Origin of the sequence: Marinobacter nauticus (assembly GCF_003634635.1) — a bacterium.
Classification (GTDB): Bacteria; Pseudomonadota; Gammaproteobacteria; order Pseudomonadales; family Oleiphilaceae; genus Marinobacter; species Marinobacter nauticus.
On sequence record NZ_RBJB01000003.1, the window covers coordinates 250,718 to 263,667 of the forward strand.

General features: G+C 57.6%; 8 protein-coding genes. 3 read left to right on the top strand and 5 right to left on the bottom strand.

What is annotated here, in order from left to right; genetic code table 11:
- Nucleotides 1-14: 14 nt before the first annotated feature.
- From C7436_RS07015 to C7436_RS07035, 5 genes are read right to left on the bottom strand one after another with little or no spacing between them, the layout of a single operon-like run.
- A complete protein-coding gene (locus C7436_RS07015) occupies nt 15-824 on the bottom strand; it encodes a mechanosensitive ion channel family protein (RefSeq protein WP_121207166.1) in 810 nt (269 codons plus the stop codon).
- Nucleotides 825-835: 11 nt separating this feature from the next.
- Nucleotides 836-2,047: a hypothetical protein gene (locus tag C7436_RS07020; protein WP_121207167.1), complete on the bottom strand. Its 1,212-nt coding sequence runs from the start codon at nt 2,045-2,047 to the stop codon at nt 836-838.
- 16 nt (nt 2,048-2,063) lie between these two features.
- Nucleotides 2,064-2,906 carry a 23S rRNA (adenine(2030)-N(6))-methyltransferase RlmJ gene (locus C7436_RS07025; protein ID WP_121207168.1) on the bottom strand — a complete coding sequence of 281 codons (843 nt, stop codon included), beginning with the start codon at nt 2,904-2,906 and terminating at the stop codon, nt 2,064-2,066.
- Between the two features lie 60 nt (nt 2,907-2,966).
- Nucleotides 2,967-5,489, bottom strand: a complete 2,523-nt coding sequence (locus tag C7436_RS07030; RefSeq protein ID WP_147423430.1) for a TonB-dependent receptor plug domain-containing protein — start codon at nt 5,487-5,489, stop codon at nt 2,967-2,969.
- On the bottom strand, nt 5,486-8,698 hold the full coding sequence (locus C7436_RS07035; protein ID WP_147423431.1) for a carboxypeptidase-like regulatory domain-containing protein: 3,213 nt from the start codon (nt 8,696-8,698) through the stop codon (nt 5,486-5,488). The genes C7436_RS07030 and C7436_RS07035 overlap by 4 nt, the downstream gene beginning before the upstream one ends.
- Nucleotides 8,699-8,766: 68 nt before the next feature.
- Between C7436_RS07035 and C7436_RS07040 the strand changes: the two genes are divergently transcribed.
- The 3 genes from C7436_RS07040 to C7436_RS07050 all read left to right on the top strand — a co-directional run bounded on the left by C7436_RS07040 (nt 8,767) and on the right by C7436_RS07050 (nt 12,945).
- Nucleotides 8,767-9,987 carry a cytochrome-c peroxidase gene (locus C7436_RS07040; RefSeq protein ID WP_211329859.1) on the top strand — a complete coding sequence of 407 codons (1,221 nt, stop codon included), beginning with the start codon at nt 8,767-8,769 and terminating at the stop codon, nt 9,985-9,987.
- Nucleotides 9,988-10,100: 113 nt separating this feature from the next.
- Entirely contained in the window at nt 10,101-11,396 is a 1,296-nt protein-coding gene (locus C7436_RS07045; RefSeq protein ID WP_211329860.1) for an imelysin family protein, read from the top strand.
- Between the two features lie 139 nt (nt 11,397-11,535).
- Nucleotides 11,536-12,945: a di-heme oxidoreductase family protein gene (locus C7436_RS07050; protein WP_121207172.1), complete on the top strand. Its 1,410-nt coding sequence runs from the start codon at nt 11,536-11,538 to the stop codon at nt 12,943-12,945.
- Nucleotides 12,946-12,950: the final 5 nt, after the last annotated feature.

Sequence of the window (12,950 nt, forward strand, 5' to 3'; positions counted from 1 at the left end):
CAGCCCTGCCCGGATCAGGCTTTCTGAGCCTGCAGATAAGGGTAGGAGACCATCGGGACACCCTCGTCACCACAGATCTCCGCGGCCCTTGCGGTCAGGTCTGAAATGAAACGCGCCTGCTCTCTGGGCTCCAGCGGGTAGGCTTTCAACCGATAGCACATACCGGCTTCCCGTGCGGCAACCGTGACCAGCACCGGCTGGTAGGTTTTGGTGAGCGGGCAGGCAAAGATCGCATCCCGGAACAGGCCCAGCATCCGGCCGACATCGTGGTTCGGGTCCAGAAAAACCTCGGCCACGCACATCAGGTTATCCGTGCCGTCATTGCCATTGGCCAGCAGTGTATTCCACAGCAGGCTGTGGGGAATCACAATCACGGTATCATCCAGCGTCACGATTTCTGCGGCCCGGGTACCGATACTCCGCACCTCACCATAGCGACCGTTCACTTCGATCCAGTCACCCGGTCGGTAAGGCATTTCATAGAGCGTAACGATACCTGCAATGAGGCTGTTGGCGTAGTCCTTGAACGCAAAACCCAAGGCAAGACCCAGGGCACCGAAGATGGCAATCATGTTCTCGAATGAGGGTTCCACCAGAATGGGCACCACCACAATGATCGTCAGAACAATGACCAGAAGCCGGAAAAGAGGAACGGATGCGAGAAGGTACAGCCTCGGTTTTCCCGATAGTTTCGCAGCCAGTACCGGAACTGCTTTCTGAACCACCAGGATCAGCAACGAAGCCGCAACGATGACCGCCAGGGCTTCCAGCAAAGCCTCGGAGGTAATTGAAGACAGTGCGTCCTTGATACCGAAATCGCCCATAACCGTTTCTCCTAGAAGCTGTCCACCGGATACCCTTTGGATTGCAGATACCGCCGCACAGCCGGATACGCCAATGCCTGCACCCGAAAGATGCCTTCCTGCTCATCCCCGGTCACTACATCGGCTCGTTCCAGCCGGGACAGCGCTATCCGCAATTCCTCGCCAGGCAACCCCGACGTCAGCTCCAGCTGCCCCAGGCTCAGGCCGCCATGCATCAACAACGCATGCAGCAGGTAGCCGGACCGCCGGGCTGAACTCTGGGGCACGGCAGGCAAACTCAGCTGATCCAGTGGCGCCACCCAGCACTGGCGGCCCTCTTGATGTGCATCCCCTTCCCCTTGCTGCTGCGCCTCATCCTCGGGCCGTGCCCGAAGAGTTCGGCGCCAGATAGCCAGGGCGACCCCCGGATTTCCCCGAGCCAAAGTGGCCAGATCCCGGGTAAACAGGCTGTATTTTCGCTCGTCGTCCCCGGTTGGCGCCGGCAGTACATACAGGCCATCCTGGGTCATTCTCGCCGTCAGTGGTCCTTGCGAGCGCTCCCCCGCCAGATGTCCAAGCCAGTTGGTAAGACGATCCCCCGACAAAGGGCTGGGGGTCAATGGGGCCAGGTGGAGCTCTGGCAGGTACTGAGTCCAGAACTGCCAACACCAGCTGGAACAGCCAATGATGCCCTCACCCACTTTATCCCGCGCCAGGCGCGCGAATAATTCACGCAACAAGCCAAGACCGGACCGGTGTCGCAGCCAGAAATCTGCCAGTTCCGGTATTACCCAGTCATCGTCCTGAAGCTGGTGATCCCACCAGCCGGTAATGTCTCTTTCAGGCATTAACAGATTGTCCGGCGGGGCGATCACCCGCCGCCCCGAGGCCCCCAAAGCTTCGGCAATACCTGAGAATGGTGGTGCCACCAGAAAACTGGCCTTGCGTGACTGCCCGCCTGACCGGCGCAACTGTTCCAGCTCGTTCAATAAAGCCCGGGCAAGTTCTTCACGATCCGGTACCGGGGCATAGTCCTGAATCTGGCGTTCCGACAGGGTAGGCAAATCATCCAGACTTCTGAACGCCTGTTCGTCAGGATGAATGCCCGCTTTTAACTGATCCAGAATATCCCGGAGACCAGTGCGAATGGTTCTGCGGACGGAGGTCTCCGGAACCCGCCATTGCTCCAGAGGAATCAGCCCGCCAGGCAGGCATGGGTGATCAGCTTGGTTGTTGTCAGTCAAAGGCGATACTCCGGGCCTATTCAGGCACCAGCCAATCCATGGCAGGCGACAGACCGAGCCGATCGGGGCCGGTCAGATCCGACATCATGGCCGCAAAACGTTCATCGAACCCCCAGGGCGGGTTCACAATCAGCATGCCGGAACCCACCATGCCCCGTTCGGGCGGCTGATCCAGCATAACCTCGCACTGAAGAATCTTGCGCACCGAACCGGACGCCCTCAGCGAATCCATCAGCTTTTGTTCCAGGCCACTGGTTAACAGGGGATACCAGATAAGATAGACGCCATGGCGGCATTTTTTCCACGCGTCCATCAATGTCCGGGCTACGGCCTCATAATCGGTTTTGATTTCGTAAGAAGGATCAATCAGCGCCAACAGTCGTGGCTGTGCCGGCGGCAAGCATTTCAGGAGCCCTTTCAGGCCATCCTCATGGCGCACCTTCACCCCCACTTCATCAGCCCACTGAGCCAGCTGACGCTCTTCCGAAGGGTGCAGCTCGAAAGCGGTGACGGAATCACCCGGACGGCAAAATTCCGCAAACCATGCCGGTGAGCCTGGATACGTCTGCAGCGGCCCACTACCGGGGCTGTACCGCGCCAATAAGTCCAGAACCGGCTGCCAGTCGCCGGAAGTCAGTTGCTCCCGGATCCGCCACAAGGCCTGGACACCAGCATCAGCTTCCCCGGTTTTTCGGGCCCGCTCGCTGCCCAGATCGTACCGGGCACTGCCCGCATGGGTGTCAAAACAGGCGATGGGGCTCTTCTTGGCTTGCATCATGGCCAGCACCAGCGACAGTGCAGCATGCTTCTGAACATCGGCAAAGTTGCCGGCGTGGAAGGCGTGAAGATAACTCAGCATAAAAGGCTCCCGGAATCAGGAGCCCATTAAGCCGCAGTCACCTCAGCCAAGCAAGTGGCCTCAGAAATCCAGACCGAGCGTGAGCCACAATTGCCGGCCGGGCTCAATGCCCGAATCGCCTTCAGACACCGTGTACACACGGTCGTTCAATACATTCTTCACTTCAGCGCCGGTCACCAGAACGCTGTCGCCAACCAGCGGGATGCGGTAATCGATACCCAGATCGAACAGAAGGGTGGCTTTTCGCTCCTCGTCCTCATAGACCGTCAGGCTTTCGCGGACAACTTCACCACCGTTATCGATCAGCTCACCTTCAACCTGACGACCGGTTCGTTTTATCTGGTCGTAGGCGCCACGATAGCGGGCATTGGCCGAGGCACTGAGCTGCTCTGAGAAGCGGTGGGCGACACCCACATTCACGACAATCGGTCGATTGAAATCGCTGCGAAGGATGTCCAGCTCGCCATAAGGCAAGCGTTTGCCCTTATAGGAGATATATTCAGAAGAAGAGGTATTATCAATCGGGTCGTCGTAATCGCCATTGTTTGTTTTGGTTTCGGACCAGGTGCCATGCACGCTGATCAGCGTGTTGCCGTAGACAGCATTCCAACCAAGGGAGACGCCCAGGTACTCGCTGCTGCCGTCATTGTTCATGATGTAGTAGCGGTAGCCATCATCCCGGGTCTCTGTTTCGGTGCGGGCAAACTCGTCCTGATTGTCCCGCTTCACCACTTTGAGAGTCATCACGCCGCCCAACAGCGCTTGCTCAAGCCCAACGGTTTGCTCATCGCTGTAAGGTGTTGCCACATCGTCAAAGACATAACGGTAATCGCCCTGCCCGGACTCACGCTGCCAGTCTGTAACAATGTTCTGCTCGGTGCTTCGGTATTCACGATAGAAAGGCGCCCGGGCCTCCCGCAGTTTATAGGTCAGCAGGGCCGCCCCGTAGTAACGGTTATAGCCGGCAATCAGTCGAGTACTGGCATTACCAAAGACATCCAGGGTTGCCCGGGACCGGAACGCTAAGTCGTGGTTCTTGAGGAAGTCATTGTAGTCATAGCGCACCCCCAGGGTGCCGCTCAGCCGTTGCCAGGCCAGGGTGCTCTCCGCGTAGAGTGCAGCCTCGTTCAGGCGCACCGTCACATCGTCGGCTTCATACACCCGCCGGCCGGAAAAGTACTGCTCTTCCTGCATGCAGTCGTCGACCATACCCCGGCACTGCACGTCGCTATTGATGACCGCAGTGTCGTAAACGAAGAGCGTTTTATCCCGCTGGTAACGGTAGCTGCTCTGGCTGATTTCACTACCGGCCTCATGACGAAATTCAACGCCCCCGACTGTGACGGGCAAGGCTTTCAAACGATAGGCCAGAGTGGCTGATTCCTGAACCATATCCAGGTCGCCGTAGCCCCCTTCCCGACTGAGGCCGACGTCTGCCTCACGCCCCCACTGACGGCTTCGGGTGTTTTCCCAATTGTAGAAGCCATTGGGAGCTTCCCGGTTGTTCACACTTCGGGTCCAGCCCAGGTCAATTTCATGCTCAACCGCCTCACCGAGATAGTCGTACCCTGCCTTGAGGCTGTAGCCGCCGCCCTCCACAGAATAATCGCTGCCCTTCACATCGGTGAGAAAACTTTCGCTTTCAAACGGAGCGTAGGTGGCAGAGATATCCAGCGCGCCACTGGCCCCCAGTTCCGACGTCAGCTTGACCAGGACATTCTGGTTACGCTGAACCCGGTTGCGGGTTTCACCCAGAGTGACGTCCGGGGTCTCGGAATAGGCCTGGCTGACACTGGTCAGGATCCCAACAGAGTCCGTCATCGGCGTTGAGTAATGGAACCTGGCCCGGTAACGCTCAAACTCAGGTTCCGAAGGCGGCATGGGGGGCAGCGCCTGGGATTCCGGGTCCCAGTCTCGGGTAAAGGTCCTGAACTGGGTCCACTGGCTGCGGGTGCCACTGACACTAAGCTTGCCTTCAGCCTCATTCCCGGCCCTGCGGGTAGTCGCATCCACAACCCCGCCGGTAAAACCTCCGTATGCCGCCGGCACGTTGCTGTCATAGACTTTCAGCTCGCCGATCAGGTCCGCATCCAGAAACAGTGCCTGCTCATGACCGCCGATGTCATCAATGCCAGAGCCGTCGCCGTCGGAGGCCGGATCCAGGCGATTGCTGTTACCCAATCCGTCTACGACAAACTGGTTCTCATAGAATCGGCCACCGGATATCGAGATGGACTCGGGCTTCAGATCCGTCAGCCCATCCACACCCTCGCTGTCCTCACCAAACTGGATACCCGGTACCAGTTTCAGAATACCTTCAATCCCTCCATCGGAAGCGCCAAACTGTTCAATATAGTCCCGCTCGAATACGTATTCACCAGCGCCGGTTTCACCCACGCCACCCGGGTTGGCAACGGGCGCGGTTATAACGAGTTCAGGCAGTTGCTTCGTGGCGGAATGATCAGTGCTGTCTTGTGCCACCACACCGTGACTGATCACCGACAAGGTGACCAGTAACGGGCTTGATGACCAGCGCCGTGGTGGAATACGACAGAGGCGCTGGCCGGTTTCTGCAAGCTTCACAGCTCACAAACAGAACAATAGGGTGTTGCATCCGATGCATTGGCGATACCGTCTCCATCGATATCATCATCCAGGGAAACCGCGAGGGCGTCGCGCTCCTGCTGGGTGCTTGCCGGGCTGAAGAAGTCCGGCAGGCCGTCTTTTTCGAAGTCGAATCGCGCAACCGTTGAGCCAGGATAGTCGTCGTAGGAAGCATACCCCTTCGCAACCAGAGCCAGTCGGGCATTTCGGCTAGTGGAGTAATCTGCTTCCTGAGCAAGCCGCTCCGCGTCGTCAAAGAATTGTGCACCTGCCAATAAACCAATGACGGCTCTCAGGTAATCTTCTCGATCTTCCGGATCATTGATGGCCGCAATCAACGGTAGTACACCAGATGCGCCGTTTGAACCGATCAAACCGGTTCTGAGCTGGATACGGGTACGCTCGGCTGCCTCGGGCTCTCCCACTGCAATGCCCTCTACGGCAATGCGACCACGGATAATATCCAGCATCTGTTGCTGATACGCTGCAACATCAAGGTGCTCCTCAATGCCGTCTTCAATCTGGCTCTGGGAATCCGTCTGCGCGGCAATGGCGGCTGCCAGATTCATGGCCTCATCCATCGCCCGAGTGGCGAGCGCGAAGTCCCCCGCATTGGCAGCGAAGACCGCAATCTGAGTCTTCTGATAGGCCTGATCGGCCTTGTCACCCATCACATCGATCAAGGCATTCCAGGACGGAACATAGATAAGACTTTGTGCATATTCACTGATGAACTGGTAACTCTCGGCGAGAAGAGCATAAGCGTCTGCCTGCTGGACAGTAGTCCAGGACGCCATGCGTGCCTCTACCGCAGCCGAACATTCATCCATGCGGATCCGCGCCTTCGCAGGTTCGCCGAACCAATCATAGAGTTTGGCAACCTTACGGCAGCCCTGACCGATGTAGGAGCTTGGCCGCGTTTCGGAAGCAGCAAATTCAGGAGACAGGGTAATTTCAAAGGCGACATCCGCAATTGCCAGAGCTTCCTCAGCATAACCCTCATCCCAAAGTCGCCGGGAGAGATAACGGAACCCTCCGTCATCCCGGCCGGTGCCGGTGTACGTCAGCAACTCAACAACGTCGGCCAGATCATCGGTGCGACCGGTGATCAGAGATACAGCGTCTTCTAGTTTGTTGCTCTGGTCGGACTTAGCTAGCTCCAGCGCCTCGTATACGGAGAATGCTGCAAGAGCATTTGCTTCGTAAGCTTTATCGTTGGCCACATCATAAGGCCGCACTTTTTCCTCAAGCAGGCTCTTGAAGCGCTCATCCAAGCCCAACAAACCGTAGGCATCGGCATAGTTCTTGGCATAAATAACGGACGCCTGATTACAACCGATATCAAGCAGAGCCTCGAATTCATCCAGGGTCTTCTCCAGCTTTTCATATTCACCAAGCAACCCATAAAATTCCGCAACACTCGCGAGCTGAAGCGTCTTTATGGCGTAACACTTGTCAGCGGACTCCCGTGCTCCCATCGATGACACCACCTCGTGGAAGAAGGACGCGGCCTCACGAGCGCGATCATAGGACTCACCGACGGAACCGTTACCAATCGCCTCAAGCACCAGAGCCTCGGCGTTATTGCCGACGCCAACGGCCAGCCGCCCATAAGCAGTGTTGTATGGTTGCCCTTTCTGACTCTTGATATAGGCCCGTACACCCGCCATTGCCTCATCCGCTTTCTGCGGATAGCCCGCATCACGATAATCGTCGCTTAACGTCTGGTAAAAGGATGCGTCATCTGCATTCACCAGTGGGACACCATTTTCATCCTCCAGAACCTTGAGGTACCGGTTATAGAGTTCAAGCGCCTTGTCCCACGCTTCAATCGCATCTTCGATCTTGCCTTGCCCCTCAAGGGCGCGTCCCGCCTCCTGGAATGCCTCGCCCTTCCATGAAGATTGAAAAACTGAGCTCTGTGCCATCAATTCGGCCTGCTCTATAAATCCGGCATCGGCGAGCCCCCGCACAACAGACACATACACCGGATCGGTAACCTGATCATCCATCACCCCATCAAACAGCCGTGCAGCCCGATAGTACGGAGACAAATCAGAACGGAAGAAGTACTCCACCCGTGCCGCGTTGTCGTCGCCAAGCTCTTCCCCCACCGCAAGCGGCAGCGTGCTGTCGACCACCTCGGTGTCAGCCAGCAAGGGCAGGAGGTTTTCCGGGTCAATGGGCTGGGGCACGGTGAAATCTGCCGCAGCAATGGCCTCGGCACTCAGGGCATTGATCACCACCACATAGCGGGCAATGTTCAGTAAGGCAGCGCTGTCGGCAGGCAGGCCCCGCTGGTTCAGGGCCTCAAAAATGGCATCGGCCAGGGCATTGAGGTTGGCCTGTTCGCTGTCACTGGCCGGTTGGAAATCAAGGTTGTTGCTAAGGTAGTCAGCGACACCCGTGCGGATGTTGAGCCGGTTCAGCTCGCGAACCATGGCCTCTGCGTTGGCCGGCGCTTCCGCCAGGCTATCCAGCGCAGTGATTCTGCTTTGTACGGCCCGCAGTCGAGAGACCACTGCGGCCGGCAGACCAGCATCGGCTACCAGAAGGTCTGCGGTATCACGGAGATTGCCGTTGGCCATTTGCAGTTTACCCAGCAGGCTACTGGTACTGTCGGCTGCACCTTTCATGGCCACCATCAACTCAGTCAAGAGCATGCTGGCGCGCTGGGTTGCAGCCGAATTGGCCGGATCGGATTCCAGCTCTTGTTCGGTCAGGCCCAGCATACTTGCAAAACCTGCCAAGGTTCCGCCCTCGCGCTCATAGGCCAGCGCCAGTGTTGTCAGCGGGGTGACCATGATTTCTGAGCCCGTGCGCAAACGGGCCTCCAGCATAATTCCCTGAAGATCCTGGCCTGTTTCCACATCCCTTCCACCAACGGCCACCACGCGGGCCCCCGCCAAATCGACAGAAGAAGACAACTGGAACGAAAACTGTCCCGTTTGGTCCGTTATCTGAATCCGGGTTAGAGCGTCGCCCTGAGCATCAACCAGCCGAACCGCCGCTCCCTCTATGGCGGGGTCCGTCACGGTGCCAACTACGCTGGCGGTGGTGCTCGCCCCTCCCCCATCCGAACTACTACCCGAGGAACCGCCACAAGCGGACATTACCAGTGCGGATAAAAACACCAGGCCAACCCGCAACGATCGGAACACAGAAGGCAACAAGCGCCAACGACTCATGAGAGCAACTCCTAACTGTCGGTTGATTCGTTTTTGATATATGTAAATTATGCCGACTTGAATTCGTAATGCAAATCATTATTATTTGTTTAACGATATTAGGAAGACCTATGCCGATTTTTTCTTGTTTACGCACACCGCAGCTCATTCCCTTTGCCCTGACTCTCCTGCTGGCCGGTACTCAGGCTTCCGGAGCAAACTCAAGCCGCCCGAAAAATGTGACGAGCACGGATTGCGAGGCCTCCATTTCTCAACTGAGACGATGCTACGAGCAACCCCCGGCACTCTGGCCGAAACCCACCATTGACGAGGGCATTGACTACCAGGAATTGGGGTTAATCCCGCCACCAGCAAAACCTGATGCCAGGGAACAGAAACTGAGGATTTTGGGCGAAAGGCTGTTTTTCGACCCGATACTGTCCGCATCGGAGCAGCTCACCTGCGCCAGTTGCCACCATCCAGATCAAAGGTTTGCCGATGGCCGCCGCACCTCGAACGGGCACAGGTTTCAGGAGGGCACCCGGAACAGCCCCAGCTTGTTAAACACCGGCCTACGTGACACCTGGTTCTGGGATGGACGCGCATCCTCTCTGGCTGAACAGGCCATTGAGCCCATGCTTAACCCGATTGAGATGGCAGGAACCCGGGAAGGCATAGAATCAAGGCTCAACAATTCCGAGCACTACCGAGCGGAATTTCAGGAAATCTTCGGAGACCATGCCATAACCCTTGAGCATGCTGGGGAGGCATTGGAAACCTGGCAGGGTACGTTACGCTCACGATCTGCGCCGTTTGATCGATTTCTGCGAGGCAATAGAGACGCATTAAGTGACCAGGCACTGCTGGGACTGCATCTTTTTCGCACCCGGGCTCGGTGCGCCAATTGCCATATGGGACCGTTATTGTCCGATAAAAAATTCCACAATATCGGGCTGACCTACTACGGCCGGAAACTGGAAGATCTTGGGCGTTATAACGTGACGAAAAAGCCGGCCGATGTGGGCCGTTTTCGTACATCATCGTTACGGGATATCGCCGCAACAGGGCCTTATATGCAAACCGGTAATTTTCCGCATCTCCGTGGGATTCTGGCCATGTATAACGCCGGGGCGCCAAGACCCAAACCCAAAGAACACCAGCTGACTGACCCTCTATTTCCACAAACATCCGTCCTGCTCAAGCCATTGAATCTTGAAAAGCATGAGCTTGACGCCCTGGAAAGCTTCCTGCTGAGCCTGACCTCCGGAACGGCCAACCGAAGGGTGGTCGGTATTGAAAGCAAAAACTGAGTCTCGGGCTTGCCCGATATCAAAAACCCCTTGCTATGTAGGGTTTCCAAACCCATAATCTGAACGCTAATATTTCTTATTTACAAAAAGACCTCATCAACATGGAGTTTGAAATGAAAAACCTGTTTCGCCCAGCCCCATTGGCACTGACCATTGCCACAGCCCTTACCGCGGGCTGCGCAAACGCGCCCTGGTCCGCCGAGCAAAGTGCGCCGGCCACCAAAGCATCGGTGGTAACCCATTACGCCGATCTGGCCCATGCCACCTATGAGGATGCCCTGATTACTGCGCGTGCGCTGGACGAGGCTACTGACCGCCTGATTGCCAACCCCACCGAAGCCAACCTCAAAGCGGCAAAAGAAGCCTGGCTGGCCTCACGGGTTCCTTACCAGCAGTCAGAAGTTTTCCGCTTCGGCAATGCCATCGTGGATGACTGGGAAGGCCAATTGAACGCCTGGCCACTGGACGAAGGCCTGATCGACTACGTCAAAGCCGACGACTACCAGCACGAACTCGGCAATGCCGGTGCAACCGCCAACATCGTCGCCAGCAACAGCATTAACGTCGGCGGGGAAACTCTGGATGTGGCAACACTCACCCCTGAACTACTGGCCGACCTGAACGAAGTCGGCGGTTCCGAAGCCAACGTAGCCACCGGTTACCATGCGGTCGAATTCCTGCTGTGGGGCCAGGATCTGCACGGTTTTGAAGGTGGCGCAGGCGAGCGCCCGGTTACTGACTACGCCAAAGGCAACGACTGCACCAACGGCAACTGTGAGCGCCGTGCCCAGTATCTGGATGCCGTGACTGATCTGCTGGTCGATGATCTGGAGTGGATGGTTGCCCAGTGGGCCCCGGGCACCTCAGACAACTACCGTTCCCAGCTGACGTCCGCAAACGCCGACGAGGGCATCCAGAAAATGCTGTTCGGTATGGGTTCCCTGTCCCTCGGCGAGCTGGCCGGTGAGCGCATGAAAGTTGCCTTGGAAGCCAACTCCTATGAAGACGAACACGACTGCTTCAGCGATAACACCCACAACTCGCACTACTACAACGGCCAGGGCATCCAGAACGTGTATACCGGCACCTATCGTCGCGTAGATGGCTCTGTGGTTTCAGGCCCGTCCCTGTCTGACCTGGTTGAGCAGACCAACCCGGAGCTGGATGCTCGCCTGAACCGTCAGCTGGACGCGTCAATGGAAGCCTTGGCGCTCATGAAAGCCCGCGCCGAGAGCAGCCAGAACCCGATGGCCTTTGACACCATGATCGCCCCGGGCAACGCGGAAGGCACCCGCATTGTCAACGGTGCTATCATGGCGTTGGTTGAGCAGACCGGCTCTATCGAGCAGGCTGCACGGCAACTGGGCATTCAAGCCCTGTCCCCGGACGACGCCGGCCATTCATTCTGATTGATCCGGTTGCAGTAAACGGATACCGGGAGATAGAAACTCCCGGTATCCTGCTAACAAGAACAAGCCATGGAAAACCCTCCTTTATGCCCGAAGGTCGATTTTCCATGGCTTCTTCCATTCTGAAACGCGAGTAGTTATGAAACGAGCACTCATCTTCTGTCTGTTGCCGCTGGCCTTCAGCACTCAACCCCTGATTGCAGAGACTCACGCTGGTTACCCGATACAAACTACACCGGCCACAGGCGGTGAAGGCACGGTCAATCAGGCCGACACCAACGCCTACTCGCTGCCCCAGGGCAACCTGTCCATGACCAAACGCCTGGATTTCAGCGTTGGCAACAGTTTCTTCCGCAATCCCTGGGTGGAAGCACCGGCCAGCACCGATGCCCGGGACGGCCTGGGCCCCCTGTTCAATACCAACTCCTGCCAGGGTTGTCACATCAAGGATGGCCGTGGACACCCGCCCGGCGTTGATGAACCGCCTGTCTCCCTGTTCCTGCGGCTGGCAGTACCCGCCGATCCGGTCAAGGATGCAGAACTCCTGCGCAAGCACGGTTTCAAACCCGCACCGGTCTACGGCAGTCAATTGCAGACTGCGGCCCTGCCGGCCGCAAAACCGGAAGCGGATCTGGTGATTGACTGGGAGCCAGTTCAGGAAATACTTGGGGATGGAACGGTGGTTGAACTGCGCAAACCGGAATATCGCATCGAGAACCCCAACTATGGTCCTATGCCGGCAAATTTGCTGGTCTCTCCCCGGGTGGCACCACAAATGATCGGCATGGGACTGCTGGAAGCCATCCCTATTGCCGATCTTGAGGCATTGGCCGATCCGGAAGATACCGACAACAACGGGATTTCCGGCAAGCTTAATCAGGTGTGGGATGTCGCCAGCCAGCAAACGCTGCCGGGCCGGTTTGGCTGGAAAGCCGCGGAACCGGATGTGCACCAGCAAAGCATGGGCGCCTTCGCCGGCGATATGGGCCTGACATCGTCCATCAAACCCACCACCGACTGCACCCCGGAACAACAGTGCGAACGGTTTACTCCCGGTGGTGAGCCCGAAGTGAGCGACAAGGTCGCCGACTTTGTCACCTTCTACGCCAAGAGTCTGGCGGTACCTGCCCGTCGGGATCTGGGCGCTGAATCCGTGCAGAAAGGCGCCAGGCTGTTCAATGAAACCGGCTGTGCCGGTTGCCACACCCCGAAATACCAGACCGGAGAAGTGGCCGACCGCCCGGATCTGAGCAACCAGACCATCTGGCCCTACACCGACCTGTTACTGCACGACATGGGCCCGGCCCTGGCAGACGGCCGGGACGAGTTCCTCGCTGACGGCAACGAGTGGCGCACGCCACCGCTTTGGGGCATCGGCCTGGCCCAGGTGGTTAACCCCCAGTCCGGTTTTCTGCATGACGGCCGCGCCCGCACGCTGGAAGAAGCCATTCTCTGGCACGGTGGCGAAGCCCGGCCGGCAGCTGACCGCTATCGTCAGATGGCCGAGTCGGAGCGCAGCGCCCTGATCGATTTTCTGAATTCACTCTGAGGATC

Bases quoted from the DNA above. Each gene is read 5' to 3' on its own strand.
- C7436_RS07035 (WP_147423431.1), bottom strand. From the start codon at position 8,698: ATGAGTCGTTGGCGCTTGTTGCCTTCTGTGTTCCGATCGTTGCGGGTT.
- C7436_RS07040 (WP_211329859.1), top strand. From the start codon at position 8,767: ATGCAAATCATTATTATTTGTTTAACGATATTAGGAAGACCTATGCCG.
- C7436_RS07025 (WP_121207168.1), bottom strand. From the start codon at position 2,906: ATGCTGAGTTATCTTCACGCCTTCCACGCCGGCAACTTTGCCGATGTT.
- C7436_RS07045 (WP_211329860.1), top strand. From the start codon at position 10,101: ATGAAAAACCTGTTTCGCCCAGCCCCATTGGCACTGACCATTGCCACA.
- C7436_RS07050 (WP_121207172.1), top strand. From the start codon at position 11,536: ATGAAACGAGCACTCATCTTCTGTCTGTTGCCGCTGGCCTTCAGCACT.
- C7436_RS07015 (WP_121207166.1), bottom strand. From the start codon at position 824: ATGGGCGATTTCGGTATCAAGGACGCACTGTCTTCAATTACCTCCGAG.